General features: G+C 63.9%; 26 protein-coding genes. 10 read left to right on the forward strand and 16 right to left on the reverse strand.

Annotated features, from left to right (window positions below; translation table 11 throughout):
- Positions 1 to 15: 15 nt before the first annotated feature.
- A complete protein-coding gene (locus AC1RNQ_RS15035) occupies positions 16 to 333 on the forward strand; it encodes a 2Fe-2S iron-sulfur cluster-binding protein (RefSeq protein WP_493172241.1) in 318 nt (105 codons plus the stop codon).
- 369 nt (positions 334 to 702) lie between these two features.
- On the opposite strand, the gene AC1RNQ_RS15040 is transcribed toward AC1RNQ_RS15035, so the two are convergent.
- On the reverse strand, positions 703 to 1,041 hold the full coding sequence (locus AC1RNQ_RS15040; protein ID WP_493172243.1) for a GFA family protein: 339 nt from the start codon (positions 1,039 to 1,041) through the stop codon (positions 703 to 705).
- A gap of 310 nt (positions 1,042 to 1,351) precedes the next feature.
- A complete protein-coding gene (locus tag AC1RNQ_RS15045; protein ID WP_493172245.1) occupies positions 1,352 to 1,555 on the reverse strand; it encodes a helix-turn-helix domain-containing protein in 204 nt (67 codons plus the stop codon).
- A gap of 204 nt (positions 1,556 to 1,759) precedes the next feature.
- Here AC1RNQ_RS15045 and AC1RNQ_RS15050 point away from each other — a divergent pair, with 204 nt between their 5' ends.
- The 3 genes from AC1RNQ_RS15050 to AC1RNQ_RS15060 are packed head-to-tail and all read left to right on the forward strand — an operon-like array spanning position 1,760 to position 4,565.
- Positions 1,760 to 1,921 carry a hypothetical protein gene (locus tag AC1RNQ_RS15050; RefSeq protein ID WP_493172247.1) on the forward strand — a complete coding sequence of 54 codons (162 nt, stop codon included), beginning with the start codon at positions 1,760 to 1,762 and terminating at the stop codon, positions 1,919 to 1,921.
- Positions 1,918 to 3,159: a TonB-dependent receptor gene (locus AC1RNQ_RS15055; RefSeq protein WP_493172249.1), complete on the forward strand. Its 1,242-nt coding sequence runs from the start codon at positions 1,918 to 1,920 to the stop codon at positions 3,157 to 3,159. The genes AC1RNQ_RS15050 and AC1RNQ_RS15055 overlap by 4 nt, the downstream gene beginning before the upstream one ends.
- 53 nt (positions 3,160 to 3,212) lie before the next feature.
- A complete protein-coding gene (locus AC1RNQ_RS15060) occupies positions 3,213 to 4,565 on the forward strand; it encodes a cytochrome P450 (protein WP_493172251.1) in 1,353 nt (450 codons plus the stop codon).
- A 656-nt stretch (positions 4,566 to 5,221) separates the two neighbouring features.
- Here the strand turns inward: AC1RNQ_RS15060 and AC1RNQ_RS15065 are convergent.
- Positions 5,222 to 5,389: a DUF1328 domain-containing protein gene (locus AC1RNQ_RS15065; protein ID WP_493172253.1), complete on the reverse strand. Its 168-nt coding sequence runs from the start codon at positions 5,387 to 5,389 to the stop codon at positions 5,222 to 5,224.
- A 190-nt stretch (positions 5,390 to 5,579) separates the two neighbouring features.
- Here AC1RNQ_RS15065 and AC1RNQ_RS15070 point away from each other — a divergent pair, with 190 nt between their 5' ends.
- Both AC1RNQ_RS15070 and AC1RNQ_RS15075 read left to right on the forward strand, forming a co-directional pair.
- Positions 5,580 to 6,077 carry a GFA family protein gene (locus tag AC1RNQ_RS15070; RefSeq protein ID WP_493172255.1) on the forward strand — a complete coding sequence of 166 codons (498 nt, stop codon included), beginning with the start codon at positions 5,580 to 5,582 and terminating at the stop codon, positions 6,075 to 6,077.
- A gap of 46 nt (positions 6,078 to 6,123) precedes the next feature.
- Complete coding sequence (locus tag AC1RNQ_RS15075) at positions 6,124 to 7,566, forward strand: amidohydrolase family protein (protein WP_493172257.1); 1,443 nt, start codon at positions 6,124 to 6,126, stop codon at positions 7,564 to 7,566.
- On the opposite strand, the gene AC1RNQ_RS15080 is transcribed toward AC1RNQ_RS15075, so the two are convergent.
- The 3 genes from AC1RNQ_RS15080 to acnA are packed head-to-tail and all read right to left on the reverse strand — an operon-like array spanning position 7,563 to position 10,860.
- The gene (locus AC1RNQ_RS15080) at positions 7,563 to 7,838 is read right to left on the reverse strand and encodes a CBU_0592 family membrane protein (RefSeq protein ID WP_493172258.1); all 276 of its coding nucleotides are present in this window, start codon (positions 7,836 to 7,838) and stop codon (positions 7,563 to 7,565) included. The two genes, AC1RNQ_RS15075 and AC1RNQ_RS15080, sit on opposite strands and share 4 nt — an antisense overlap.
- Before the next feature lie 48 nt (positions 7,839 to 7,886).
- A complete protein-coding gene (locus AC1RNQ_RS15085; RefSeq protein WP_493172260.1) occupies positions 7,887 to 8,168 on the reverse strand; it encodes a ribosomal protein L7/L12 in 282 nt (93 codons plus the stop codon).
- Positions 8,169 to 8,187: 19 nt separating this feature from the next.
- Entirely contained in the window at positions 8,188 to 10,860 is a 2,673-nt protein-coding gene (acnA, locus tag AC1RNQ_RS15090; RefSeq protein ID WP_493172262.1) for an aconitate hydratase AcnA, read from the reverse strand.
- A gap of 34 nt (positions 10,861 to 10,894) precedes the next feature.
- Between acnA and AC1RNQ_RS15095 the strand changes: the two genes are divergently transcribed.
- The 4 genes from AC1RNQ_RS15095 to AC1RNQ_RS15110 all read left to right on the forward strand — a co-directional run bounded on the left by AC1RNQ_RS15095 (position 10,895) and on the right by AC1RNQ_RS15110 (position 15,869).
- Positions 10,895 to 13,528 (forward strand): DGQHR domain-containing protein, encoded by a 2,634-nt coding sequence (locus tag AC1RNQ_RS15095; RefSeq protein ID WP_493172263.1) that lies wholly within the window; start codon positions 10,895 to 10,897, stop codon positions 13,526 to 13,528.
- Entirely contained in the window at positions 13,521 to 14,390 is an 870-nt protein-coding gene (locus AC1RNQ_RS15100; RefSeq protein WP_493172265.1) for a DNA adenine methylase, read from the forward strand. The genes AC1RNQ_RS15095 and AC1RNQ_RS15100 overlap by 8 nt, the downstream gene beginning before the upstream one ends.
- Positions 14,391 to 14,862: 472 nt before the next feature.
- Positions 14,863 to 15,330 (forward strand): Rid family hydrolase, encoded by a 468-nt coding sequence (locus AC1RNQ_RS15105; protein ID WP_493172267.1) that lies wholly within the window; start codon positions 14,863 to 14,865, stop codon positions 15,328 to 15,330.
- Positions 15,331 to 15,383: 53 nt separating this feature from the next.
- Entirely contained in the window at positions 15,384 to 15,869 is a 486-nt protein-coding gene (locus AC1RNQ_RS15110; protein ID WP_493172269.1) for a MarR family winged helix-turn-helix transcriptional regulator, read from the forward strand.
- A 34-nt stretch (positions 15,870 to 15,903) separates the two neighbouring features.
- Here the strand turns inward: AC1RNQ_RS15110 and AC1RNQ_RS15115 are convergent, their stop codons facing one another.
- The 10 genes from AC1RNQ_RS15115 to AC1RNQ_RS15160 all read right to left on the reverse strand — a co-directional run bounded on the left by AC1RNQ_RS15115 (position 15,904) and on the right by AC1RNQ_RS15160 (position 24,060).
- Positions 15,904 to 16,188 carry a hypothetical protein gene (locus AC1RNQ_RS15115; RefSeq protein ID WP_493172271.1) on the reverse strand — a complete coding sequence of 95 codons (285 nt, stop codon included), beginning with the start codon at positions 16,186 to 16,188 and terminating at the stop codon, positions 15,904 to 15,906.
- Between the two features lie 123 nt (positions 16,189 to 16,311).
- Positions 16,312 to 16,992 carry a hypothetical protein gene (locus tag AC1RNQ_RS15120; protein ID WP_493172273.1) on the reverse strand — a complete coding sequence of 227 codons (681 nt, stop codon included), beginning with the start codon at positions 16,990 to 16,992 and terminating at the stop codon, positions 16,312 to 16,314.
- Positions 16,993 to 17,405: 413 nt separating this feature from the next.
- The gene (locus AC1RNQ_RS15125) at positions 17,406 to 18,422 is read right to left on the reverse strand and encodes a LacI family DNA-binding transcriptional regulator (RefSeq protein WP_493172274.1); all 1,017 of its coding nucleotides are present in this window, start codon (positions 18,420 to 18,422) and stop codon (positions 17,406 to 17,408) included.
- 49 nt (positions 18,423 to 18,471) lie between these two features.
- Complete coding sequence (locus AC1RNQ_RS15130) at positions 18,472 to 19,227, reverse strand: sulfotransferase family 2 domain-containing protein (protein WP_493172276.1); 756 nt, start codon at positions 19,225 to 19,227, stop codon at positions 18,472 to 18,474.
- A complete protein-coding gene (locus AC1RNQ_RS15135) occupies positions 19,224 to 20,024 on the reverse strand; it encodes a sulfotransferase (RefSeq protein ID WP_493172277.1) in 801 nt (266 codons plus the stop codon). Before AC1RNQ_RS15135 ends, AC1RNQ_RS15130 begins: the two co-directional genes overlap by 4 nt.
- Complete coding sequence (locus AC1RNQ_RS15140; RefSeq protein ID WP_493172279.1) at positions 20,021 to 20,857, reverse strand: glycosyltransferase; 837 nt, start codon at positions 20,855 to 20,857, stop codon at positions 20,021 to 20,023. The genes AC1RNQ_RS15135 and AC1RNQ_RS15140 overlap by 4 nt, the downstream gene beginning before the upstream one ends.
- Positions 20,854 to 21,480: a sulfotransferase family protein gene (locus tag AC1RNQ_RS15145; RefSeq protein WP_493172281.1), complete on the reverse strand. Its 627-nt coding sequence runs from the start codon at positions 21,478 to 21,480 to the stop codon at positions 20,854 to 20,856. Before AC1RNQ_RS15145 ends, AC1RNQ_RS15140 begins: the two co-directional genes overlap by 4 nt.
- Positions 21,477 to 23,300, reverse strand: coding sequence for an asparagine synthetase B family protein (locus AC1RNQ_RS15150; RefSeq protein WP_493172283.1), 1,824 nt, complete (start codon positions 23,298 to 23,300; stop codon positions 21,477 to 21,479). The genes AC1RNQ_RS15145 and AC1RNQ_RS15150 overlap by 4 nt, the downstream gene beginning before the upstream one ends.
- Before the next feature lie 200 nt (positions 23,301 to 23,500).
- Positions 23,501 to 23,641, reverse strand: a complete 141-nt coding sequence (locus AC1RNQ_RS15155) for a hypothetical protein (protein ID WP_493172285.1) — start codon at positions 23,639 to 23,641, stop codon at positions 23,501 to 23,503.
- 128 nt (positions 23,642 to 23,769) lie between these two features.
- Complete coding sequence (locus tag AC1RNQ_RS15160) at positions 23,770 to 24,060, reverse strand: PqqD family peptide modification chaperone (protein ID WP_493172288.1); 291 nt, start codon at positions 24,058 to 24,060, stop codon at positions 23,770 to 23,772.
- Between the last annotated feature and the right edge of the window lie 4 nt (positions 24,061 to 24,064).

Here is a 24,064-nt window from a genome sequence, read left to right on the forward strand (position 1 = left end):
GCGAAGGATCGCAATATGCCGCGTTTGACAATAATCGACCGTGACGGGGCCGCGCATAGCCTTGAAGCTGATGCGGGCCTAAATCTGATGGAAATAATCCGGGAGCATGGTTTCGACGAGTTGCTCGCGCTTTGTGGAGGCTGTTGTTCCTGCGCAACTTGCCACGTCCACGTCTCGCCGGAGTTTGTCGGCAAGGTCCCGCCCATGTGCGCGGACGAGGACGACCTCCTCGACAGCTCGTCCAACCGCACCGCGACGTCGCGCCTATCTTGCCAGATCCCTTTTGGCGACCACCTCGACGATCTTCGGGTAACGATTGCGGGCGACGACTAGCCGAGTTCGGACCGGCGAGCAGCAACGGACGTCTGCTGTTTGAAGCTCTATCCTCAAAGCAGACTGGCCGCTAACGGCCAGAGTTGGCGGTTTCGATGATTGGCGAGACAGTTAGTGCCTCCAACAGCCGAAATGGGATGCGGTGCCGACAGTCCGCTTTTACACCACGAAGCAGAAAAGCTGCCGTGCCCTGCTAGAGCGCGTTGCGCTTGGAGATCATTGATCAGCCAAAGAGGCGACCCATGCATTCTTTTTTCTTTGCGGGCATCCAGCCTCGGCGTGAAGGTCGACCGGTCTTAGCCGACAAGCCAACCCCATTTCCTCCAGTAGCCAGAACCCAAGACCGTGAGCGACATGGCTCAATCCCTTTCAGTAAGACGCGCCATCAACAAGACGACGCGGCAAATCGCGCCACAAATCGGGTTCGAACATCCTGAGATTGACTCCCATGCGATGGTAATTGGGATCAGTTGGCGTCCAGTGTGTCGTACAGCCACAGGCTTGGCAGTGCCACGTGTCGAGTGCGCGATCACCCTGCTGGTAGGCTACTCCCTCTCCCTCGACCGTGACCGATTTCGGCGGGCAATAGTGCCACAGTCCGGCGGTACGCCGACAAATCGAGCAGTTGCATTCGCTGACTTCGGTTGGCTCGTCGCGCAGTACCAAGTGAACCCGCCCGCAATGGCAGCTGCCGTGGTGCTCGATCATCGTCGCTCCTTCTAACTCAAGTCATCTTGAGCGCCTACTTTTAACAATCCCGCCAGTTCAAAGCGATGACCGAAACCGGTCGCGAGCTGCCAACCTCGCCGCACCGGTTTCGAACGTCCGCTTCTCAAAGTTCGCAACATCGAGCGCGTCCAAGCCAAGCGCGACATCATCCTTGCCGCGCTAGGCGAACTGCAGGCGCGCTTCGAAGCGGTTTCCTGTCCGCATTATCCTGCGGCCGCTTAGGCTCGGCTTTCACGGCTAAAGTCGGGGATTGCAAAAAAAGCTATCTGCCGGTCCGAAATGTCGCACGCTAATCGAGCAACCGTCCGGGGCTAACGCCGAATGGCTCTGCTAGCTTTTGAATAAGCGTTGCCGTGGGGTTTCGGCGCCCGCGTTCGATATCACTCACGTAAGTCCGATGAATGCCCGCTCTGTCGGCATAATCTTCCTGGCTCCAGCCGCGTTCTTGCCGCAGGCTGCGTACGTTTCGGCCAAGGCGAATGCAAATTTCCACCCACCAGCAAAGAGCCGGATGTCACTGATTGATCTACAGACGATCAGTGACATCGGGCTTGACTTGTCTGTGCCGGCAGGGCCTGTGTCATGTGACTTATTGTCGACACGGAGAGGTTTGATGGCAAGGTCCCCGAGGCTTGGATTTGCGTTCGCCGGTATAGCTCTCATGACGAGTTCGTTGTGTTTTCCGGTTCATGCCCAGATGATCACGCCGCAGCAGATCGAAAAGAAGCGGGAGAAGGACAAGGCCAAGCTGCTAAAGCTCACATCTGCTGATTTTCAGAAAGCGGTCGAACTGAAGGACGACGACCTCGAAACTATTGCCACGCTGAGTACGGCGAAGGGATTTCGTTCGACCATGTGACGCTCAAATCGCTGACGGGTTATATCGACCACAACAGCCATGCGCGCGTCGACGACGACGGCTCGCTTGCCGCTTTCCAATATACCGACGATTTTGTCCGGACGTCGAAGACCTTCAGCCAGGAGTTGAACCTCGTTGGCGACACCGGCAACCTCGACTGGATCGTCGGGCTCTTCTACTTTCACGAGAAATATTACGGCAATCTGCCGGTCGCGCTGCAGGCGGACCTGGCGCCGTCGCTGGGACTTCCGGTTGGGGCCACGATTAATCTCGGGCAGCGCGCAAACATCAGCAATGTCGCGGCTTTCGTCGACCTCGACTATCGCTTCAACGACGCCGTGTCGCTCAACTTGGGCCTCCGCTACAACCATGAAGACAACAAGTATCAGGAGATATTCTCGCTTGTGCCGGTCGTTCCGGAGTTCTTCGCCGACCTGCCGAAGAAGGCGAGCAAGTTCATTCCGAAGATCGCTCTGAAGTTCGAACTCGCGCCTGACATCAACACCTATATCCAGTGGTCGAAGGGCTATAAGTCGGGCGGGGTCAATCTCCCGTCGGGCAGCGGCGAGATCCTGCCGCTCTACAAGCCGGAGAATATCAGCGCGTTCGAAGCGGGTATCAAGTCGCAGTTCCTCGACCGGACGCTGACGTTCAACCTCGCGGGCTGGTATTACGACTATAAGGATCTGCAGATCACGCAGGACGTGCCGCCGGCGACGACAGTCGTTCGCAACGCCAATGCCAAAATCTACGGTGTCGAAGCCGAGCTCCGCTGGTCGCCGACACCAAATTTCAACCTATCGGTGGCGCCGACGCTGCAGCATGCTGTTTTCGACAAGTTCGTGACCTTCGATCCGATCGTCGGCGCGAATGTCGATCTCGACGGCAGTCAGCTGCCGCGCGCGCCGAAGTTCAGCATCAACGTGGGCGCCTCGAACACATTCGACCTCGGCGGTTCGTTCCTGTCGTCGCTCCGGCTCGATGCCAATCTGATGCACAGTTCGTCGGTCGTGCTGCGCTACGAGAACCAGAATCCCTTCGAGCGCCAGAAGGCATATACGCTGGTCAATTTCTCCGCGACGCTTTCGGACGTCGACGAAAAGACCCAGCTGACGGCCTTTCTGAACAATGCCTTCGACGTGACCTACAAGCAGCACGTCATCAACTTCGGTCTAGGCTATATGGGCAATTTCGGACCCCCGCGTACCTGGGGCGTGAAGCTTTCGCGCAAATTCTGACCTGACGCACCGGCGGCGGGCCGTAACTGTTCAATCGAGATGTGGAGTAAGCCATGGGTAGCACGGTTATCGACAGAATTGCGGCCAATCCACTGCTCGACCAGCAGGCAATGCTGCGCCTCGACCGCGTGATCCGGGAGATTCCGGATGAACAGCTGCGGTCGGCGGATCATGGCGTTGCCGGGCTCGATCCGGCGGTGTCGATCGACCCTTTTGCGCATTTCGGAAAATTGCGCGACGCGGGTCAGGACGTCATTCAGTATATTGACGGCAAATACGGGCCGCTCGCCGTCTATAACGGCTTCGGCCGCGACCTCGCCCTGCCGAACTTCGCCGTGGTCGGATATAGCGCGCTCAAGTCGATGGTGCTCGATCCTGCGTCCTTCGTCAACGAAGGAGCATATGGCGCGCACGGCGATGCGCAGAATCCAGGCTTCACCTTCGTGAACGAACTTGACGGGGCCGATCACAAGGCGATGCGGCGACTGTTCGAGCAGGAGGTTTTTTCGCGCCGTTTCCTGACCGACCTCGCCGATGACACGATTGCCCCGCTCGCCGAATTCCTGACCCAGCGTATCCGCGGCATGGTCGATGAAGGCGAGAATGCTGATCTATGCCGCGACCTCGCCCTCCCGCTCCTCTATATGAGCATGGCCAAGGTGATCGGCATCGATATGGTCGATCTCGCCTATTTCGTCGGCCTCGGCGAAGCCGTCTTCGGCGGTCCGCGCGACTTCGAGGCGGCGGGAAGGGCCGCCGAAGAGTTCGATCGCTATTTCGGCAAGGTCTATGAAGAGCGAAAGGCGAAGGGCGACCTCGACAAGGGCGACCTGATGTCTCTGATGGGCCAGGCTGAGCGCGACGGTCTTCGTTTTTCCGCGCGCGAAATCATCGTCTATTGCCGCTTCCTCCTGCCGGCAGGTATCGAGACCACTTGGCGGCAGGCCGCCAACATCGGCTATTCGTTGATGCTTCATCCGGAACAATATCGACAGATCATTGCCGACCCCTCGCTGACCACGGCCGCGATCGAGGAAGCGACGCGCTGGATGCCGTCTGGTTTCGTCCTTCCGCGTACCGCGGCCAAGGACACCGAGCTTGCCGGCGTTCACATCCCCGCAGGATCCAGCATGTACGGTATCTTCGGCGTCGCCAACCGCGATCCGCGCATCTGGCCCGAAGCCGACCGTTTCGACATCCATCGCAAACGGACCCCGCACCTGACCTTCAGCGCGGGAAGCCATAGCTGCATGGGACAGCAGCTGGCGCGCCAGAGCTTTGCCCATGTCATGCGGTCGCTGACGACGAACCTCCCCGACATCGAGCTCGCCGTCGATCCGTCGGAGGTCCGCACGACCGGGTTCATCATCCGTTGTCCCGACGCCGTGCCGGTGCGCAAGGCCTGAGCGTAACGTCCAATCTGCTCGTCCGACCGTGACGCCTGTTCGCGCCTTTCGTGCCAGATCCCGTTCAGCGACCGCATCGCGGGCATGCGCTTCGTCATCGCGAAGGAAGACTGAGCGGCCGTACTGGGCACAACCGGGCGTCGCGGCGGCTCGCTGCGCGCATCGAGCAATGCCGAGCGAGGAAGACATGCCCAGATTGAATCCGCAAACGCCCGTGTTGGTCGGGGTCGGGCAGGTGGTCCGGCGTTGGGCTCCAGCCGATGGGGAACCGGTGCCGAGTCCGTGATCTCGAAATCCAAATCGATCTTGAGGAGCGCTGCGCGCAATACTTCTACGCTTAGCGCGTAATGAATTAGGCTTTTGGACTGACAATTTGTTACGCGCCGCGCGTCAGCGGCTGGCTCTATATGAGGCGCGTTCCACGCATTGGCGTGACCACACAAGTTCCTTGATATGCCGCCGGGCGATCCCTGTTCCGGCGAATAAATTCCCTGTTATGCAGGGAAATTGGCCGGAGACGGGTTCGCCCTCGACTGCCCACATCACCAGATTCCCCGGTCCATCGTCCGCCCGCCGATTGCGATACAGAAATGCCGGCGGCCCAAGGGGAAAACCGCCGGCACGTCTGACGTGCGAACGCGCCGTGACCGGTGTCGCTAGAGGGTGCGGCGTCCGCGGCCGAACACAAAGGCCACGATGACCAGGACCACGCCGACGATCAGCAGGATTTTCGCGAAATCGGCCGACAGGCCGGCGATTCCACCAAAGCCGAGCAGCGCGGCGATCAGCGCGATGACGGCGAAGATGATGGCATATCTGAACATATTTCTCGCTCCTTCCCGGACGCACGACTTCGCTCCCTTCCGCGCGCGATAGGCGGCGGATCGGCACCGTCGAATTGTCATGCATCGATGAGCCGTTAACGCCCTCTTGCCGACAAGGTTCCGGCCGGCGCGATGGACACCGGCGCGGGTTCGTGCGTTGACGCGAAATCGATGGCCGAAGGGATTCGACATGCCGAGCCAGCTCAAGGGATCATGCCGATGCGGCGCGGTGCGCTTCGCAGTCCAGAGCCACATGCCCGTCCCGTATCAGCTTTGCTATTGCTCGATCTGCCGCAAGCAGCAGGGCGGCGGGGGCTATGCGATCAATCTCGGCGCGGATGCACGGACGCTCGAGGTCGAGGGCGAGGAGCATCTGGGGCTCTATCGCGCCCGGATCGAGGACGACGAACATGAAGGTTGCGCGCTTTCCAGCGGCGAGCGGCGCTTCTGCCGCCAATGCGGTTCGGCGCTGTGGCTCTACGATCCGAGCTGGCCCGATCTCGTCCATCCCTTCGCGAGCGCGATCGACAGCGAACTCCCGGTGCCGCCGTCGCGCGTCCACCTGATGCTCAAATACAGGGCGGCGTGGGTCGAACCCGACATCGGTCCGGGCGATGCGGCGTTCGACCTCTACCCCGAAAAATCGCTCGAAGAATGGCACAAGGACGCGGGGCTTTGGGTCGCTTGATCTTGCGCCGGATGCGCCTAGGGACGGAGCGGAGAGGTTCCCGCCGATGAAATATCTGCTCGCCATTTTTGCCGCCCTGCTTGCCGTCGCCAGCCCCGCGCGTGCGGCGCAGAAACAGGGCGACGTGATCATCCGCCATGTCACGCTGATCGACGTCGAGGCGGCGAAGGCGGTCGCCGATCAGGCCGTGGTGCTGCACGGCGACGATATCGTCGCGGTTGGGCCGGACGCCAAAATCGCGCAGGGCTGGCGTGCGAAGCAGCGCATCGACGGCAAGGGCAAATATCTGATTCCCGGGCTATGGGACATGCACGTCCATTTCGGCGGCGGCCCCGACCTGATCGCGGAGAATGAGGCGCTTTTCCCGCTCTATGTCGCGAACGGCATCACCACGATCCGCGATTGTTCGGGTGACCTTGCCGGCCAGGTGCTGGCGTGGCGGAGCGCGATTGCCAATGGGAAGCTCTTCGGCCCGCGCCTGCTCACCTCGGGCGCGAAGATCGAGGGAATCGCGCCCTTGTGGAAGGGGACGATCGAGGTCGGCAGCACGGCCGATGTCGACGCCGCGCTCGATCGGCTCAAGAACCGCGACAAGGTCGATTTCGTCAAGATCACCGACAGCACGCTGAAGCCCGAACTCTTCCTCTACGCGCTGCGCCAGGCGAAGGCGCTCGGCATCCGCACCTCGGGGCATATCCCGATGGCGCTGACGACGGGGCAGGCGGTCGATGCGGGGCTCTCCTCGATCGAGCATCTCGACTATGCCTATAATGCCGGCGCGAAGGACGAGGCCGCCATCGCCGCCGATTTCGCCGCGGGCCGCATCGACCGCGCCGAGGCCAACCGCCGCCTCGACACCGGCTTCGATCATGATACCGCGATGGCCACCTATCGCCGTTTTGCGCAGCAGGGCGTCTACGTCACTCCCACCCTCAACGGCAGCCGGATCATCGCCTATCTGGACCGCGACGATCATTCGAAGGACGTGGGGCTCGCCTATATCGGGTCCAAGCTGCGCAAGACCTATGAATGGCGCGTCGAGCGCGCGGCAAAGGCCGATGCCGCCGCGATCGCCGCGCGGCACAAACAGATCGAGGATGTCGCCTCGATCCTGCCGATGCTTGCCGAGGCGGGGGTGCCGATAATCGCGGGCACCGACGCGGGGTTCCTCAACAGCTTCAACTATCCGGGCTTCGGGCTGCACGACGAACTGTCGCTCTTCGTCGAAAAAGGCCTGACCCCGGCGCAGGCGCTCGCGTCGGCGACGCGCGCCGGCCCCGCATGGTTCGGCTGGCTGGGTCGCTATGGTGCGATCAAGCCCGGCATGGCCGCCGACCTCGTGCTGCTCGACCGCAATCCGCTGGAAGACATAGCCGCGACGCGCGAGATCGACACGGTGGTGATGCGCGGGACTGTCCACGACCGCGCCGCGCTCGACAAAATGCTCGCCGATACGCGCGCCAAGGTCGCGGCGTGGGATAAGCCCTAGGGGATCGCCGCTCGTGCGGCAGCCCGTGCGCGCCACACGCTCCACAGGGTGAACAGCCCCATCGCCGCCCAGATGACGTTGAGCACCGCCGAGGGCAGCGCGCCATTATAGCCCGAATTGATCACGAAGCCGCCCGCGCCGATCACATTCATCCACTGATAGGCATAGCCGCGCGCCTCGAGCTTGCCGAGCGAGAGCAATATATAGGCGGCGAGGATGAGCACCGCGGCGCTCCAGCCGGTGGCTTCGATCGCGATGGTGAGAGCGTCCATATCCGTCCCTTTGCGGTGGCCGGCGCCCCCGTTAGCGGAGACGGCGGCTCAGCGCATCCCGTCTTCCATCGCCTCGACCGCATCCTTCGCCTCGGCGAGGCCGAGCCCGGTCTTCTGGCGCATCAGCTTGATTGCGTCGATCTTGCGGTTCTGGCGGATCAGTTCGCGGATTGCCTCGTCGTCGATCCGCTCGTCGCCGATGCGCCGCAGCGGTGGGCGCGCGGGCGGCGGCGCGGTGAGGTCGCGCCGTCCTCCGCCCCCGCGCAGGAAGCGCGCGAGGAGCAGCCCGATCAACAGGCCGACGGCGAGGAAGAGCAATTTGCCGATCATCGCCGCCGCCTTCTACCGCTCAGGCCGCAAGCTTGCGCAGCACATAGTGCAGGATACCGCCGTTCATATAATATTCGACCTCGTTCGCCGTATCGATGCGGCACAGCGTGTCGAAGGCGAAGGTCGAACCGTCGGGGCGCGTGACGTTCACCGTCACCGTCTGGCGCGGCTTGAGGTCCGCGACGCCGGTGATCGTGAACTGGTCGTCACCGGTCAGGCCCAGCGTCTCGCGGCTCTGGCCTTCGAGGAACTGGAGCGGCAGCACGCCCATGCCGACGAGGTTCGAGCGGTGGATGCGCTCGAAGCTCTCGACGATCACCGCGCGGACACCGAGCAAATTGGTGCCCTTCGCCGCCCAGTCGCGCGACGAGCCGGTGCCATATTCCTTGCCCGCGATGACGACCAGCGGGGTGCCGTCGGCCTTGTGGCGCATCGCGGCGTCGTAGATCGGCATGACCTCGGCGCCATAGCGCGACATGCCGCCTTCGATGCCGGGGACCATTTCATTCTTGATGCGGATGTTGGCGAAGGTGCCGCGCATCATGACGTCGTGGTGGCCGCGGCGCGCGCCGTAGCTGTTAAAGTCGGCCTTGCTGACCTGATGTTCCATCAGCCATTTTCCGGCCGGCGAGTCCGCCTTGATCGAGCCCGCGGGGCTGATGTGATCGGTGGTGATCGAATCGCCGAGGATCGCGAGCGGCTTCGCGTCGATAATGTCGGCGACAGGCGCCGGCGTCATCGTCATGCCCTCGAAATAGGGCGGGTTCGCCACATACGTCGATCCGGCGCGCCACTGATAGGTGTCCGAACCTTCGACCTCGATCTTCTGCCAATGCTCGTCGCCCTTGTAGACATGCGCATAGCGCGCGACGAACATGTCGCGGTCGACCGCGCCCGCCACCGCCTCGGCGACTTCGAGGTTGGTCGGCCAGATGTCGGCAAGGAAGACGTCGTTACCCGACTGGTCCTGCCCGATTGGGGTGGTGGTGAAATCCTCGATCACCGTGCCCTTCAGCGCATAGGCGACGACGAGCGGCGGCGAGGCGAGGAAGTTCGCGCGCACGTCGGGCGACACGCGGCCTTCGAAGTTGCGGTTGCCCGAGATGACGGCCGCGGCGACGAGGCCATTCTCGTTGATCGCCTTCGAAATCGGCTCGGCGAGCGGGCCCGAATTGCCGATGCACGTCGTGCAGCCATAGCCCACGAGGTTGAAGCCGATGTTATCGAGATGCTTCTGCAAGCCCGCCTTGACCAGATAGTCGGTGACGACCTGCGATCCCGGCGCGAGCGAGGTCTTGACCCACGGCTTGGGCTTCAGCCCGAACGCGTCGGCTTTCTTCGCGACCAGACCCGCGGCGACGAGCACCCCGGGGTTCGAGGTGTTGGTGCAGCTGGTGATCGCGGCGATGGTGACGTCGCCGTCGCCGATGTCGAAATCCTCGCCCTCGACCGGCACGCGCGTCTGCGCTTTTTTATAGGTGTTGACCATGTCGGCGTTGAACACATCGTCGACGTCGGGGAGCGAGACGCGGTCCTGCGGACGCTTCGGCCCCGCGAGCGACGGCACGACGCTGCCGAGGTCGAGTTCGAGCGTGTCGGTGAAAATCGGGTCCGCGGCCCCTTCGACGATCCACAGCCCCTGCGCCTTCGCATAGGCTTCGACCAGCGCGATATTCTCGTCGCTGCGCCCGGTCAGGCGCATATAATCGAGCGTCTTGTCGTCGACGCCGAAGAAGCCGCAGGTCGCGCCATATTCGGGCGCCATATTGGCGAGCGTCGCACGATCCGCGAGGCTCAGCGAGGCGAGCCCGGGGCCGAAATATTCGACGAAGCGGCCGACGACGCCCTTGGCGCGCAACATCTGCGTCGCGGTGAGCACAAGGTCGGTCGCGGTGACGCCTTCCGTGAGCTTGCCGGTGAATTTGAACCCGACGACTTCGGGGATCAGCATCGACACGGGCTGGCCGAGCATCGCGGCCTCGGCCTCGATCCCGCCGACGCCCCAGCCGAGCACGCCGAGCCCGTTGATCATCGTCGTGTGGCTGTCGGTGCCGACGCAGGTGTCGGGATAGGCGACGGTTTCACCCGCGGCGTCCTCGCTCGACCACACCGCCTGCGCGATATGCTCGAGGTTGACCTGGTGGCAGATGCCGGTGCCCGGGGGCACCGCCTTGAAGTTCGACAGCGACTTCGATCCCCATTTCAGGAAGTCGTAGCGCTCGCCGTTGCGATAATATTCGATTTCGACATTCTGCTCGAACGCCTTCGGATGGCCGAATTCGTCGACCATGACGCTGTGATCGATGACGAGGTGGACGGGGACGAGCGGGTTGATCTTGGTCGTGTCGCCGCCGAGCGTCGCGATCGCATCGCGCATCGCGGCGAGGTCGACGACGCACGGAACGCCGGTGAAATCCTGCAGCAGCACGCGCGCCGGGCGATACTGGATTTCCTGGTTCGAATGCGGGTCCTTCTGCCAGTCGACCAGCGCCTTCACATCATCGGTCGACACGGTGAAGCCGCCGTCCTCGAAGCGCAGCAGATTCTCGAGCAGCACCTTCATGCTGAACGGCAGCCGCGACACGTCGCCGAGCTTCGCCGCGGCCTTGTCGAGCGAATAATAAGCATAGCTCTTGCCGCCGACATCGAGCGTCGAGCGCGTTCCCAGCGTGTCCTGGCCGGTGGTGGTCATAGGCTTGCAGTCCCCTGTTGGGCGCGGCGGGGAAATGACGCCCGAAGCCCGACCGGGAGAGCGGGGCAAACGGGAGTCGCACGCGCGGTTTTTGTTGGGGACGCCTTACGCCGGGGGAGGGGAATTGCAAGGGGGTGGGGGAGGTTGGTTGGCGCGGAGACGCGGAGGCGCTGAGAAAAGTCGTCGTTCACAGCTTCGTCACCTCAAGCTCGACCTTTGGGCGTGCTCCACCAATATTGATCAACCTGAACCAGAAGACCCTTGCACTTCGCAGGTCAAAAATGGAGAGAGGTGGATCAATAAGGGGAGGGATATGTCGGCGGAGAATGCAGAGACTGTCGAGGTTCTGAACGAGACGTCCCATCTAGCGCACGATGTTTTGACTAACGTCGCTGAAAGGGCTTCCGCTTTTAGGTCGCGTAACAGCAAGTTTGAAACGCGGTCCGTTCACCCTGCGGACGTGGAAGAGCATCAAGCGAAGGGGTGGGAACTCAGCCGCAGTGGTAAACGCAAAAGCCAAATTCGGCGTCCAAAATTCCATAATCAGCAACTCGAAGACCGCGCTTGGGTGCTTCTGTACCGGATGGGATACTCTAATCTGAGCCGCGAAAAATTCGTCATCCGCTTCAAGCGCGGAACAGGCGCAGAGGGTAAAAAGCAAATCGACGCTTTCGGCTTCGATGATGAGACGGCTATCGTCGTGGAATGCAAATCCCGTGGAGAGCGGGGACGTCGATCCCTGCAAAAGGATCTCGAAGAGACACGCGCGCTGCAGTCTTATATTCGGGACTCGATCAATTCTGGGTTCACGAATAAACCCAAGCCAAAAATCATCTGGATGTACGTCACCTGCAACGTGATCTGGTCTGACGCTGACATCGCCCGGGCTCGAGACGCAAATGTCTACATTGTCACTGAGAATGAGCTGAATTATTTTGAAGCATTCTTGTCGCACATGGGGACGGCAGGCCGATATCAGCTCTTAGGTGAGCTTCTCAAGGACACCAAGATTCCCGGATTGGCTGGAACAAGAATTCCCGCGATACGGGGAAAGCTTGGCGGCTACACTTTTTATAGCTTCGTAACCACGGCACGTGATCTTCTCAAAGTGTCCTTTGTGAACCATCAAGCTTTCAACCATCCGGATGGTAAACCCGCTTATCAAAGGATGGTTTCGTCGAAGCGTATAAAAGAAATTGGACGATACATTAAAGATGGGGGATTTTTCCCAACTAATATTCTCGCAAACTTCGTATCCGAGCCAAAATTCGATCTCTTGCCAAATAAGGAAAACACAGATGAATCGATCAAGTTCGGCTGGCTTACGATTCCATCAAAATATAGATCGCTGTGGATCATAGATGGTCAACACAGACTATATGGATTCACTGATCTCGATGATAAGTTCTTAGACCATAGTCTGTTCGTATTGGCTTTCAAGGGAATGGATTCTCGCAAGGAGGCCGACCTTTTTATTACGATCAACCACAAGCAAAAGAGCGTTCCTCCCGGTCTTCTTCTAACGTTGTTAGCGGATCTGCGTATGGGGGACCCGAATCCTTCTACCGGCTTGTCCGCGCTGTCTTCTGCAATAGTCCGTACAATTAATGCAGACCTTACGAGTCCGCTTGGCGGTCGATTTTCTAAACCCGACGTTCCGGCGGAACCGAGAGAGAATTTGACGATATCTGAGGCTGTTAAAGGGCTCAAGTCCAGTGCGCTGATCGGAAGGGTATTGCATAGTAAGCTGGCTCCAGGCCCGTTATCGGCGGCGACCGATCAGGAGACGATCGAGCGCTGTCGTCGCGTGCTGAATGGCTACTTTGAAGCCATTCGCGCGGCCAATCCTTCGCGTTGGGAGTCAGGGAGGACCGGCTATATATGCGTCAACCCTGGCATTCGAGCACACCTTCGACTGCTTCCGGAAATCATGGCTTTTGTGCGGCATAAGAAAGCGATGGACTTCGATTCAGCAACTGCAGACGCAATCATTGAAGAGATCACGTCCGTCATCAAGCCATTTCTGGTCTTCGTGAAAACGGCATCTGACCAAGACGTCGCGGCCTCCTTCGCTCGCAAATTCGGTGACGCAGGTGTTCGAGATTACTGGTATGGAATTGTTGAGAAAATCAACGCAGTGAATACCGAGTTCGGGACTGAAGAGTTTCTCCAGCGGAAGAGGGCGCGTGCCACAGAGGTGGTAGAAGAAACTACGGCGACGATACTAAAGTTGACCGAATTAATGCACAATCATGTCGTCGGTACGCTTAAGAGCGTGCACGGTGAGCAAATCCTTGATTCAGGTGAGCCCGCATATTGGGACAAAGGAGTGCAAAGCAAAGAGGTCCGCAAGAGGGCTTACGAAAAGCAGCAAGATGACCCAGAAGATAGGAGAAAAAGGAAAGAGGCGTACTTAGACACAATTCATCTTAAATCGATAATGGAGCAAGAAAATAACTGGCTACACTTTCAAGGAATATATAATCACCCTATGGAAGGTGAGAAAAAGGGAAAAAAGTTCTATACCGGATGGATTGGACGGCTCAACGATCTTAGAAAGATTGCCGCGCACAAGAACGAATTGCGAGAATATAACGATGAGGACGTGGAGTTCGTTAACTGGATAGCTTCTGAGCTTTACGAAAAGCTTGGAGCTTCAGATGACTGAGCGAGCATACCCGTTCCTAAAATGGGCTGGCGGCAAGCGTTGGCTGGTGGCGAGCAATCAATTGCCCATCGCCGATGCCAACGCCCGGTATATCGAACCTTTCCTTGGCGGTGGCGCGGTATTCTTCGCCACGCATCCCGCTCGTGCTCTCTTGAGCGACATCAATCCTGAACTGATCAATGCTTATGTACAGTTGAGGGACCACGTAGATTTAATCACGGCCGGGCTATCTCATCATCACGGCCAGCATAGTAAGGAACACTACTATAAGGTCCGTGATAGCCGACCGGCAAACAACATCGAAGCGGCAGTAAGATTTATCTACCTCAATCGCACATGCTGGAACGGCCTGTACCGAGTGAATCGAGAAGGAAAATTCAATGTTCCAATTGGAACGAAGACATCTGTGGCTTTTGGAGCGGGCGAGTTAGAAGCGGTCGCTGCCTCTTTGGCGTCAGCTGAGATCCGATGCTCCGATTTCGAGGCGTCGATAGACTCAGCAATGGCCGGCGATTTTCTTTTCGTTGATCCGCCGTACACGGCAAATCACAACATGAATGGCTTTCTGAAATACAATGAGAACATATTTTCATGGGCTGACCAACTGCGTCTTCGAGCAGCGGTGGCCCGCGCCATCGCCAGAGGGACCTGTGTTGTCGTGACAAATGCTGATCATGAGAGCGTGCGCGCGCTATACAAAGACCTTGCGCATTATCGGCAGGTATGGAGATCAAGCGTTCTTGCGGGTGACGCGTCCAAACGAGGGCGGACTTCCGAAGCCCTCTTCGTGGCGAATATGCCGACCAAAGCGGCCCCAGCCCTAATGTTTGCGGTCCCCGGCGAAAGCCGGGGTTCAGTTTGACCGAAGCATGGCTCGGCTTTCGATGGAAGCCCATGAAGACGGCTGTTGCCGGAAACTTCCCCTTGCTTAATTTATCCAAATAGGTTCATACTGTCGACAATTATTTCCAAGCGATTCGGGCGATGGACTATGGTGTAAGGTGGCGAGGATTCCGCGGAGGAGATAAGCAGTAGTGCCGGGCGGCGGCGACAACCGAAACGGGCGCTCCCCCGCCACCTCGCTGCGGCAGGGGAGCAAGCCGATCGACGACACCCGACGAGCACCTCGCCTGTTTGTGCAAGTTTAGAAAAAATCGCATCCCCGGCATCGTCATTGGGCTGAACTTTACTGAACTTTGGCCACGGGACGACCCGGCCCGCGGCATGGCGACGCGGAGGACCATGAAGACGGGCCGGCCGCTCGGCAGGGCGCTTGCGCCCGCACGCCCCGCCTGTCACCTTTCGCCCCCAGGATCCGAAGAGGGGAGATGATCATGCGAAGCCCATATGCCGCGCTCGCCGCCGCCGCGCTGGCCCTGCCGTTCGCGGCGCCCACGGCGGCGCGTCAGGCGGCCGATGTGATCATGCCGGTCGATCCCAAGGCGCGCGCCTTTCAGGAGGAGGTCGGCTTTGCCGATGCGGTGATCGCGGGCGACACCATCTATCTCTCGGGCGTGGTCGCCGCGCCGCGCGAGGGCGAGGCGGGGCTCGAGCCGGCCTTCGAACGCGTGTTCGTCCGCATCGCCGACGTGCTGGCGCGCGCGGGGGCGTCGTGGGACGATGTCGTCGACACGACGACCTTCCACACCGACCTGCCCGCGCAGATCGACGCCTTCGTCGCGGTCAAGAACCGCCATGTGAAGGGCCCGCCGCCGGCGTGGACCGCGATCGGCATCTCGCGCCTCTACGAGCCGACCGCGATCGTCGAGGTCAAGGTGATCGCGCGCAAACCGAAGGGCTGACCGTCCCGAAGCTCTTGCGCCGCGTCGCGCGGTCGGCGACAGTCGCGCGCGACATGGGGAGGATGTGCGTGCAGGCGGTCGACGACGACAAGGCGCTGGGGATGAAGGTGATGAAGCTGTCGCGGATGCTGCGGCTGCGCTTCGACCGGCGCGTCGTGCCGCTGGGGCTGACGCGCGCGCAGTGGCAGACCATCGCCTGCGTGCGGCGGCGCCCCGGCGCGACGCAGCGCGAGGTCGCGGGGCTGCTCGAGGTCGGCGAGGTCACCGTCGGGCGCTCGATCGACAAGCTGGTCGAGGCGGGCTGGGTCGAGCGGCGCGCCGACCCCGCCGACCGCCGCGCGCACCGCATCTGGCTGACCGCCACGATCGAGCCGCTGATCGACGAGCTGACGCGCATCGGCGAAGAAGAGGAAGCCGCGGCGCTCGCGGGCTTCGACGCCGCGGAACGCGCGGCGCTCCACGCGATGCTGGGGCGGATCACCGCGAATCTCGGAGGTGATGGGGCCGAGACCGCAGTGTGCGAGCCGGACGAGGGCTGAGGGGAGAGCCTGTCCCCCGCCCGGCGCGCTGCGGTTACTTCTGCTTGAGCGCTTCGCCCTTGGTCAGCGTGGTGACCAGCTTGCCGTCGACGATGCTGAGCGTGTCGGCGGGGATGCGGACGGTCGCGCCGTTGACGATTGCGAGCACCGCGCCCGAGGGCTGGGCCTGATATACTTTGCCGATCAGGCGGCCGCCGGTGTCGCGGAGCACTTCGCCCTGCCTGGGCGCGCGTTCGAGCGCGGCGGGAGTTGCGGTTTCGGTGGCGAGCGCCGGCGCCGCGACGAACAAGGCGGCGGCGAGGGAGAGAGCGAGACGCATGATGTTACCCCTGTGAGACCTTATACTAAGCTATGTTAGTATAAGCATGGTTAGTGTGCAATGCACAAAATGTCGCCTCCGCTCTTCGCAAGCGCGATGTGCGCGGCGATTGGGACATGCGTCTCAGGAGGCGGCGGCGATCCGCGAGGCGGGCACCGGCGCGGGGGTGAAGGCGCGCACGCGGTCGTCGTCGGCCGCAGCGTGGACTGCGGCGCTCGCCGCGCCTTCGAAGCCGCGGCGGTTGCGCAAGCCCGAGAGCGCGTCGCCGTCGGCCTGTTCCTGGAGCTCGGCCATCAGGTCGATCGCAGCGGCGACCATCAGGCTCAGCGCGAAGAGGATCGAGATCATCGCCTGGGTGAACTGGACGGTGGTCCAATAGACCGACTGCTGGAAGCCGGCGTAGCTCGAGAAGCCGCCGGTGAGCGCGATGATCAGCAGCGGGCGGACGATGAAATTGGCGGCCGACAGCATGCCGACCCAGAAGATCACATGGTCGATCAGATGCGCGCGCGGCACGCGGCGGAGCGCGAGCGGGATCTGGAGCGCGACGAGGCCGAGCGCGATGCTGATTGTCAGCACGCGGTGGGTGATGCTGGGCTGGACAAGCAGGAACCAGAGGAAGACGGCGAGCGCGACGCCGCAGATCGCCGCCATCGCGCGCCTGGGGACGGGAAGGCGGAAGCGCCCGATCGCCGCGCCCGCGATCAGGCAGGCGGCGGCGAGGAAGCCGATGTTTGCGGGCCGCCGCTGAAGCTCGAAGGGCAGGACGGGCGCGAAGTCGAGGATCAGGAAGCCCGCCGCCATCGCGACATAGCCGAGCGCGGCGAGCAGGAGATAGCGCTGGTCGCGGCGGTGCCGCTACAAAAGCAGGAAGGCGACGCCAAGCAACAGGCCCATGCCCGGGTTGAGCAACGCGATGAAGAATTGACCCGGCACTGGCTGACTGCCTCTCGCGCGCGGCGTGACAAGATTAGGGATAATAAGCCGTTACGATGCCGTCGGGGAAGCGACGAAGCGATCGGGTGGGCGGTTTCGGGTTGGGGGTTATGGATCCTCCCCACGCGCAGCGATGGGGAGGTGGCAGCGCGAAGCGCTGACGGAGGGGGCGACGCCGTCAGGCGTCGGTGCCACCTTTCGACCCCTCCACCACGCCCTGCGGGCGCGGTCCCCCTCCCCAACGCTTCGCGGTGGGGAGGACCTTTGCCGCGTGCCTTCCGTTAAGCACTCCCGCGCAGCGCCAGCCTCACCGGCACACGCGTGCCGTCGCGGGCGTGTTCGTCGTCCTCGAGCGCCATCGCTACCAGCGCCTCGCCCGCGGCGTCGAGGTCGGGCTCGATCGTGGTGAGCGCGGGGTCGGCCAGCGTGCCGGCGCGGATGCCGTCGAAGCCGATCAGCGCGACGTCGTCCGGCACGCTGCGCCCCGCTTCCTTCAGCCCCTGCAGCACGCCCAGGGCGAGCATGTCGGTCGCGGCGAAGACCGCGTCGACGTCGGGATGCGCGGCGAGCAGGTCGCGCACGCCCCGGACGCCCTGCGCATGGCGGTCGGTCGCCGAGACCGCGGGCCAGACGATCGGTTCGATGCCATGGCCGGCGAGCGCGGCGACGAGCCCCTCGCGCCGCTCGTCGAACTGGCGCTGCGCCGAGTCGGCGGGGCCGAGGAAGGCGATGCGGCGGCGTCCCTGCGCGACCAGATGTTCGGCGGCGAGGCGGCCGCCCGCGTCATTGTCGCTGCGCATCCAGTGGAAGGGGTCGCCGGGGCTGCCCCAGCAGACGAAGTCGAGCCCCGAGGCCTGCGCCTCGGCGAAATAGGCCCAGGCCGGGCGGTTGCTGGTGGTGCCGATGACGATCATCGCGTCGGCGAGCCCCGAGGCGACGAAGTCGGCGCGGAAATTGGCGGGGCTTTCCTGAAAGCTGACGAGCAGGTTGAAGCGGCGCGCCGAGGTCGCTTCGGCGATGCTGCCGAGCAGCGCGAAATAGAAGGGGTTGATCGCGCTGCGGTCCTCGCCGGGGCGGCAGATGGTGACGAGTGCGATCGTCTCGCTGCTCTTGAGGCGCAGCGACGAGGCGTGGCGGTCGACGACATAGCCGAGTTCGCGCGCCGCGGCAGACACGCGCGCGCGCGTCTCGGCATTGACCCCGGGGCTGCCGCGCAGCGCACGCGAAACGGTCGATTGCGAGACGCCCGCGCGTTCGGCGACGTCGAACGATGTCGGGCGCAGCATTTTTGCGGTCATTCCGGCCTCTTCCCCTCTTTGGCGTCTGTCGCCGCGAGGGGGGCGCTTGTCAATCGGCGAGCGGCCAGCGCCGCGCGCGGACCCAGTCGACGAGCGCGACGTCGCCGGGCGAGTCGGCGCGGATGCGCGCGCGCAGATCGTCGTCGAGCGCGAGGCGGCGCGCGACCACCTCGCTTTGCGAGGGGTGCGAGGCGGGGAGCTGCGCCGAATCGCCCGCGGCGCGGTGATGCTGCCAGTCGGTGGGTATGCCCATCGCGCCGCAGAGGAAGTCGAGTCCCTCGTTCCAGCGCTCGGTGGTGGTCACGAACCAGCAGCGGGTCAGCAGCTGCTGCGCCATCGCGAAGCGCTGCGCGTCGTCCGTGGGCAGCGCGGTGCCGTAGAGCGCCTCGGCGAAGAAGCGCACCATATAGTCGCGCTGTTCGACGAGATAATGGTCGGCGTACCAGCGCTCGAAATCGTCGGGCGCGTGGCCGCGGCTCCAGCGGAAATTATAGAGCGAGACGCAGCGCTCGGCGGGATCGCGCAGCACGGTGAAATAGCGCGGGTCGCGCACGCCGGGGACGAGGCGGTCTATGCCGTACCAGGTCTGGTGGCCCGAGAGGATCTCGGCACGGGCGCGTTCCTCCGGCGGCCGATCGGCGAAATCAGCGCGGCCGTGCGTCTTGCGATAGCTGCGCCCCCAGTGCGAAAATTCGACCAATTGCTCGTCCATGACGAAATGGCGTTCGAGATGCGCCTTCAGCGTCGTCCCGCCGCATTTGGGGACGTGGAGGAAAATCCACAGCGGGCGCGCGGTTTCGGTCATGGGCCGACCTTGTCGTAGCCGAAACGCGCGAGCAAGGCGCGGTGCGCGTCGAAGACGGCATCGAGGTCGGCGATCTGGTCGGGGGTCAGGCGCGCGATCTGGTCGGCGTTCATGTCGCGCAGCGGCTCGTGGTAGCGGCCCTTGACCGGGCGGGCGCGGGCGAGGTCGAGGTCGGCGAGTTCGGGAACGAGCGCGGCGATGCGCGCGGCCACCGCATCGGGTGCGGCACACATCTCCTCATAAGTGAAGAATGCGGCGCGCGGGCCGAGTGCGGCGCGGTTCGCCTCCTGCGCTTCGAGCGCGGCGACGATGTGGCGCGCGGCGGTGGTGGCCATGCTGCCGCCGGGCGCTACCGGACCCGCCGCCGCGCCGCGCCGGACGATACCCTCGGCGACCGCATAGGGGTTGCGCACCAGACCCAAGAAGGCGGCATCGGGAAACTCGGCGGCGAGCCCGTCTGCGATCAGCAGGAAGGGCGGCGACGCCACGACCAGCGTGTCGGCGCCCGGGCGCTGTGCGCGCGCGTGGAATTCCCAGGCGCGGCGGGAGCGTGTCCAGTCATAGGCGGACGCATCGCGGAAGCGCGCGACCGACACGGGGTCGGCCGCCCAGAGCAGGCGGGTGCCGGTGCCGCGCGAGCTTGGGCCCCGGAACCCCGCGACATGCTGCCCCTCGCGCGGCAGCGACCAGGCGCGCGCGCAACCGGCGAGCGCGGCGGCGAGGAAGGTCGAGCCGCTGTTGTTCGGCGCGAGCAGGAACAGGTGGCGCCGCACTGCGCCCGCCGCGCCGGCGATCATGCGCGGTTCCGCAGCCAGTCGGCGCGCGCCGCAGCCCACAGGCGGAGCGCGTCGGCATAAGCCGGGTCGCGCGCGATGGCGTCGGCGTGGCGGTCGGGGCGCCACGGTTTGGCGGCGCCGTTGAAGTGGAGGACCTGCGCGTCGGCGAGCGGCACCGCCTCGTGCGCGAAGCTGGCGGCGCGGTGGCCGATCATCAGGTTGAAGCCGGTGCCGACGAGTTCGACGCGGTCGCGCAGCAGCAGGTTCCACACCGCCTGGTCGGTGTGCTGGGAGGCGATGCGCGACCAGCCGGCGGGGTCGAGCAAGGGCCAGAGCGCGTCGGCCGTGGCGGGATCAGGGTCGTAGACGAGCAATCCGGCGTTGAAACTGGCCTGCGTGTCGCCCACCGCTGCTACCTCGGCGAGCGTGTCGGCGTCGCGCTGGTTGCCGCGCAGCATCGCCGCGTCGGGCGCGGCGACGAGCGGCGCATCGCTGGCGAGCAGCGCCGAAACATCCCCGCGGAACAGCAGGTCGCTGTCGGCGAAAATGTGTTTGCCCGGCGTGCCCAGGAGCAGGGTCTCGAGGCTGAGGAAACGGTCGCGCCGGCTCGCGAGATGCGGGTGCGCGGCGACGAGGGCATCGATCGCGGCGATCAGGCGCGGGCCGGCGGTGCGGCACGACAGGCGCGGAAAGGCGGCGGCGAGCGCGGCCTGGTCGGCCTCGGACAGGCGGCTGTGGAGGATCAGGATGTCGCCGTCGAACCAGGCATTGGTGGCGAGGAAGCTCGCGAGCATCACCTCGGTGCCGATGCGGAAATCGGGCGAGGAGACGGTGACGAGCGTCGCTACGGTCATGGCGCGGCCGCTGGGTCGTAGCCGAAGAGCGCGAAGTCGCGCGCGTAGCGGGTACGGATCATGTCGGCCAGTTCGGTATCGAGCGCGGCGCCCGGGCGTTCGGGCGAGACATTTACCGGCTCGAGCGGTGCAAGCGGCGCGCCGAGAACGGCCGAGAGGCGTGCCATATCCGCCGCCAGATTTTCGTGGCGGAGGAGGAGGCTGGTGCGGATCGCGCCATGCGCGTCGCAGACGAATTCATGCTGCGGGCGGAGCAGGATATGGCCGCGGTCGCCTTCGATCGCGCGCTTCATCGTGCCGAGCGGGTCGCGCTCCATCGCGTCGCCCTTGCGCCAGGCGAAGCGCGCGAAGGAGAGGAAGCGGTCGAAAGGCGAGCGGACGACCGCGAAGCTGGTCATTCCGTCCCACTGGCCGGGGAGGAGGAAAGGCGCGACGTCGCGGTACCTGAGGTGGCCGTGGCCGATCGCGGCGAGCGGGGCGACGGGGAAATAGCGCTTGTCGAACAATGTGCATTGTTCCCAGTCGTTCGGCGCGAGCAGCGGGCGGAGCGCGGTGCGCAGCGCGTGCCCCGCGGTCTTGGGGATCGCGATGAAGGCGAAGCGGCGGCTGAACGACAGGATCATGGCCGCGGCGCTGCCGGATCGAGGGGGATGTCGAGGAACTGGATCGCAAGGCGCAGCGCCGAATCGCGGCTGGTGCCGGTGCGGCGGGCGTCGGCGAGGCGTTTGTGCACCTCGGCCATGTCGAGGTAGCGCGCGCGTGCCGGCGGCGTCTCGGCGGCGTCGAGGCGGTCGGCGATGCGGATCATCGCCTCGCCGAGTGCCTTTTCCATCCAGGCGACGCGCAGCGGCTCTTTCTTGCTGTTGTTGAGCCGGACCACCTCGGGGAGCAGGCCGGCGCTTGCCTGCTTGATCAGCCAGCGCCGCATCGGGCCGCGGCGGAACATGCGCGGCGGCAGCGTGTAGATGAATTCGAGCAGGCGGCGGTCGAGCAGCGGGAACCGATAGTCGAGGCCGTGCGCGGCGCCGCTGATCGCCCAATCCTCGAGCCGCGCGGTCGTCGAACTGTAGCGCAGCAGATAATGCTGGGTGTGGCGGACGCCGAACTCGCGCAGCCGCGGGACGGGGTAGAGGCGCGCGCGGCGGAGGAAGCCGGGGTCGATCAGGCTATCGCCCGAGCGGTGGCGCCAGCGCATCGGCAGGCGCGGACGATATTCGCGACCGAGGCGGCGGCCGGCCTGATAGATGGTGCGGAGGCCGGCGACGAGACCCGGGCGCTGCGCGTCGCGATAGAGCGTCGCCCAGCGGCCGGTCGCGAAGAGTTTCGGATGATGGCCGCGGCCGTTGAACGAGGCGCCCTCGTCGCCGCCCCAGCCCGACAGGATGACCTGGATATCGCGCGCCGCGGCCTCGCGCTGGGTCGCGCCTTCGTGGAGCAGGTTGCGGATGTCGGGGCCGCGCGTCCAGTCGCGCGCGAACAGCGCGGTCATTTCATCGGCCGAGAGCGTGGGCGCGAAAAGCTCGAGCCCGAGATGGGCGCGGATCGCCTCGCTCCACCCCGGCTCGCTGTCGGGGGTCGCCTGCGGGTCGACGAGGTGCCAGCTATAGCCCGGCGGATCGGCGAGCCCGCGCCGGCGGAGCTCGGGCACCGCGAGCGCGGCGATGAGCGACGAATCGAGCCCGCCGCTGAGGTGGACTGCGACGCGCGTCGCGCCGGCGAGGCGGTCGGTCACCGCCTGTTCGACGAGCGTGCGGTAGCGCGCGAGGGTTTCGCCGTCGCCGGCCGTCTCGTTTACCGCGATCGCCTCGGGCTGCCACCAGCGATCGATATGCACGGAGCCGCCCGATATGTGCAGGCGGTGACCGGGTTCGAGGCGGCGGACGGCGCGCAGGAAGCTGCGGCCGAGCGGCTGGAACTCGCGGTGGAGCAGCGTGGTGGCGACGAAATCCTCGTCGAGATCGTCGGGGATGCCGGGGAGCGCGAGCAGGGTCGCGGAATCGCTGGCGAAGGCGAAGCGGTCGCCCTCCAGCGCATAGAAGAAGGGGCGCGCGCCGACATGATCGCGCGCCGCGAAGCTTTCGCCCGTCGCGGCGTCGTGGAGCGCGAGGGCATAATCGCCGTGGAGATGTTGCGGACAGCCGGTTCCCCAGCGGCGCCAGGCGGCGGCGATGAGCGCGGCGGCGCAGGCATCGGCCGGGGGCGCCAGATCGCCGAGCGCGGCGCGGAGGTCGGCCTGGCCGTCGATGCGCGCATCGGCGACGACGAACAGGCCGTCCGAAAGGATAAGGGCATCGTGCGGTGGGGCGGTGCGCATCGTGGCGACGGCGCCGAAAGCGGCGGCGGCGCGCGTTTCGGTCGTCGCATCGGGGCCGAGCGCGGCGGCGATCGCCGTGGGATCAGCGGGCGCGCCCCGACGGTCGATGGTACCACATAATCGATGCATTGCGCTTGATCGATCCGCCCAGATTGTCCGTCCGGTTCCAGAGGATCCCCGACGACGCAGCCGTGCCCGAGCGGCGGACGGGCGTCAAGCGAGGGCGCCGAAGTGCAGGGCACGGCAACAACGCAACGGCCGCGCGCCGCGCGGCCGTCTAACGGGTCCGAAAAGGAAAGTGACGGGCGCCTTCGGGCGCCCGGTCGCAATCAGGACGCGTCGTAGAAAGTGTCGTCCTGGTCTTCTATGTCGCCGCCGCCGCCGCGGGTGCGTTCGGCCGGGATCACCGAACGCAGTTCGGGCTTCTGCCAATCCTTGCGCGGCGTGCGAGTTTCTATGGTCTTGGTCATGACTTCCCCCTCTTTACGCTGATGCCGGCAGCATAGCCTTCGGCCCTTGCCACCCCAATGACAAATACCTTCTCATAGTGGGACAGAATGACCCTTGCGTCAAGGCAATAGGCCCATGTCCCAAATACTTAGGACTCCTGCAGCGTTACGAGGCCTTTTTCGGCCAGCTCCTCAATGAATCCAATTGTTTCTGTGCGGCAGACATTCGCTTCGACATCATATTCGGCGACCAGCGATTCGCAGATCGTATCGAGCGTCGCGGGGGCTTCGATCAGCGCCCAGATGCGGCCGCCGACCGAATCGATGTCGAAATAATTGCCGCTGTCGATGTCCATCATCATCAGCCCGTCGTCGAAATCGTTGAAGAGTATCGACGGATTGCGCGTGACGAGTGTGCTGCCCGAAATTGCGGCTGTCATGCCT

Source organism: Sphingopyxis sp. GW821-FHT12F08 (assembly GCF_058806755.1).

Excerpts from the sequence above, each read along its gene's own strand:
- AC1RNQ_RS15035 (WP_493172241.1), top strand. The coding sequence starts at position 16 with ATGCCGCGTTTGACAATAATCGACCGTGACGGGGCCGCGCATAGCCTT.
- AC1RNQ_RS15040 (WP_493172243.1), bottom strand. The coding sequence starts at position 1,041 with ATGATCGAGCACCACGGCAGCTGCCATTGCGGGCGGGTTCACTTGGTA.
- AC1RNQ_RS15050 (WP_493172247.1), top strand. The coding sequence starts at position 1,760 with ATGATCACGCCGCAGCAGATCGAAAAGAAGCGGGAGAAGGACAAGGCC.
- AC1RNQ_RS15060 (WP_493172251.1), top strand. The coding sequence starts at position 3,213 with ATGGGTAGCACGGTTATCGACAGAATTGCGGCCAATCCACTGCTCGAC.
- AC1RNQ_RS15065 (WP_493172253.1), bottom strand. The coding sequence starts at position 5,389 with ATGTTCAGATATGCCATCATCTTCGCCGTCATCGCGCTGATCGCCGCG.
- AC1RNQ_RS15070 (WP_493172255.1), top strand. The coding sequence starts at position 5,580 with ATGCCGAGCCAGCTCAAGGGATCATGCCGATGCGGCGCGGTGCGCTTC.
- AC1RNQ_RS15075 (WP_493172257.1), top strand. The coding sequence starts at position 6,124 with ATGAAATATCTGCTCGCCATTTTTGCCGCCCTGCTTGCCGTCGCCAGC.
- AC1RNQ_RS15080 (WP_493172258.1), bottom strand. The coding sequence starts at position 7,838 with ATGGACGCTCTCACCATCGCGATCGAAGCCACCGGCTGGAGCGCCGCG.
- AC1RNQ_RS15085 (WP_493172260.1), bottom strand. The coding sequence starts at position 8,168 with ATGATCGGCAAATTGCTCTTCCTCGCCGTCGGCCTGTTGATCGGGCTG.
- acnA (WP_493172262.1), bottom strand. The coding sequence starts at position 10,860 with ATGACCACCACCGGCCAGGACACGCTGGGAACGCGCTCGACGCTCGAT.
- AC1RNQ_RS15095 (WP_493172263.1), top strand. The coding sequence starts at position 10,895 with ATGACGCCCGAAGCCCGACCGGGAGAGCGGGGCAAACGGGAGTCGCAC.
- AC1RNQ_RS15100 (WP_493172265.1), top strand. The coding sequence starts at position 13,521 with ATGACTGAGCGAGCATACCCGTTCCTAAAATGGGCTGGCGGCAAGCGT.
- AC1RNQ_RS15105 (WP_493172267.1), top strand. The coding sequence starts at position 14,863 with ATGCGAAGCCCATATGCCGCGCTCGCCGCCGCCGCGCTGGCCCTGCCG.
- AC1RNQ_RS15110 (WP_493172269.1), top strand. The coding sequence starts at position 15,384 with ATGGGGAGGATGTGCGTGCAGGCGGTCGACGACGACAAGGCGCTGGGG.
- AC1RNQ_RS15115 (WP_493172271.1), bottom strand. The coding sequence starts at position 16,188 with ATGCGTCTCGCTCTCTCCCTCGCCGCCGCCTTGTTCGTCGCGGCGCCG.
- AC1RNQ_RS15120 (WP_493172273.1), bottom strand. The coding sequence starts at position 16,992 with ATGGCGGCGGGCTTCCTGATCCTCGACTTCGCGCCCGTCCTGCCCTTC.
- AC1RNQ_RS15125 (WP_493172274.1), bottom strand. The coding sequence starts at position 18,422 with ATGACCGCAAAAATGCTGCGCCCGACATCGTTCGACGTCGCCGAACGC.
- AC1RNQ_RS15130 (WP_493172276.1), bottom strand. The coding sequence starts at position 19,227 with ATGACCGAAACCGCGCGCCCGCTGTGGATTTTCCTCCACGTCCCCAAA.
- AC1RNQ_RS15135 (WP_493172277.1), bottom strand. The coding sequence starts at position 20,024 with ATGATCGCCGGCGCGGCGGGCGCAGTGCGGCGCCACCTGTTCCTGCTC.
- AC1RNQ_RS15140 (WP_493172279.1), bottom strand. The coding sequence starts at position 20,857 with ATGACCGTAGCGACGCTCGTCACCGTCTCCTCGCCCGATTTCCGCATC.
- AC1RNQ_RS15145 (WP_493172281.1), bottom strand. The coding sequence starts at position 21,480 with ATGATCCTGTCGTTCAGCCGCCGCTTCGCCTTCATCGCGATCCCCAAG.
- AC1RNQ_RS15150 (WP_493172283.1), bottom strand. The coding sequence starts at position 23,300 with ATGCATCGATTATGTGGTACCATCGACCGTCGGGGCGCGCCCGCTGAT.
- AC1RNQ_RS15155 (WP_493172285.1), bottom strand. The coding sequence starts at position 23,641 with ATGACCAAGACCATAGAAACTCGCACGCCGCGCAAGGATTGGCAGAAG.
- AC1RNQ_RS15160 (WP_493172288.1), bottom strand. The coding sequence starts at position 24,060 with ATGACAGCCGCAATTTCGGGCAGCACACTCGTCACGCGCAATCCGTCG.